The sequence below is a fragment of the Candidatus Methanoperedens nitratireducens genome (assembly GCF_900196725.1).
GTDB lineage: Archaea > Halobacteriota > Methanosarcinia > Methanosarcinales > Methanoperedenaceae > Methanoperedens > Methanoperedens nitroreducens_A.
This window is the reverse complement of the sequence record NZ_FZMP01000192.1, coordinates 1-1,225: the sequence shown is the minus strand read 5'-3', so window position 1 is coordinate 1,225 and position 1,225 is coordinate 1. Positions and strand designations below refer to the sequence as shown.

General features: G+C 38.8%; 1 protein-coding gene. It reads right to left on the bottom strand.

The annotated features are described in order from the left end of the window. Positions 1-175 precede the first annotated feature (175 nt). Positions 176-1,060, bottom strand: coding sequence for a DUF3883 domain-containing protein (locus MNV_RS12660; protein ID WP_179293981.1), 885 nt, complete (start codon positions 1,058-1,060; stop codon positions 176-178). Between the last annotated feature and the right edge of the window lie 165 nt (positions 1,061-1,225).

Below are 1,225 nucleotides of genomic sequence, written 5' to 3'. Positions count from 1 at the left end.
AATCAGCGGGGCGTCATTTGTCGGCATTTCATATATACCCCCAGCCATGATCCCATCCACAAGACGAATTTTGAACCTAATCATCCGGTTTTGCTCTGCTGCTCCGGCGCACCTTTAACCAAGATAACAATCATGAAACTGAATACGGGCACGGTTAAAACTAAAAAGATGGGCTTTAAATTGTATTTATACCCTGTATCCATTCAGGCAAAGTCTTTGCTTCATCATTCCATATGGAGCAAGAAATTACGAAATGAAGCTGCTGACCATATTCAATTCTCACCCCGGAACCTTCATCTAAAGTTGCTGTTTCGTAAGCTTTTAATTTTGGTTCTATATTATTACCAATTTGCGAAATCCTAATGAGAGGTATTATCTTAGAAACCATTTCCTCTGCAAATTTGCCGAAGGCAGACTCACCTATATCGGTCTCAAGGTCTATTGATTCTGCAGCTTCTATAATCGACTTTCTTAGCTCTTCTTCATCGCGGAGGTCCAAAACACACAATGCATATCCATCCTTTCTATCTACTGCGGCATCTACTTGAGGTTTGGTCATACGTACTTCATTCTGATTGGTTTCTTTAACTTCAACCCATACATTTCGAACAAGTAATAGTATATCTTCTTCATCGGGTTCTCTTCCAGTTTCTACCTCAAAATCATGACCTTTCAAGTTTCTAATTTCATCATCCTTAACCATAAGTCCTTGATTTCTGAAAGCCTGTGCCACTATTCTCTGTGCCATTTCTCCCAAGAACTGATTCCTTTTCACTATCTTACAAGTTTCAAAGTACCCTCTTACACGTTCTTCTATTTTGGAAAGATCATCTACGCTCTTTGCAAACGATGCAATTTTTGCGAGTTTACTTCTTATTGTTGGACGCAACGATCCATCTGAGCCACCTAAATAAAGAACAGATATATTTAGTTCATCACATCCTAACTTAATAAGTAACTCCCTTGCCAATTCAGAACTGAAAGTATCGGATATTTTCGCAACAATCGGTTCAAGGTTATCGCCACTGGGCGTAGCAAAAACGCCGCCGTCAATTGGCACCCATTGAATTTTCTTCAACATCAATAGCCATTCACTTGCATAAATCTGAACACTACACTCTTTATGACTAGGCAAGGTACATTTTGAAATAACATATTTAGCAATCCTCCAAGAATCATCCTTGGTTGCAAGGAAATTTAAGCATAGTCATATAAGTAATGTTGT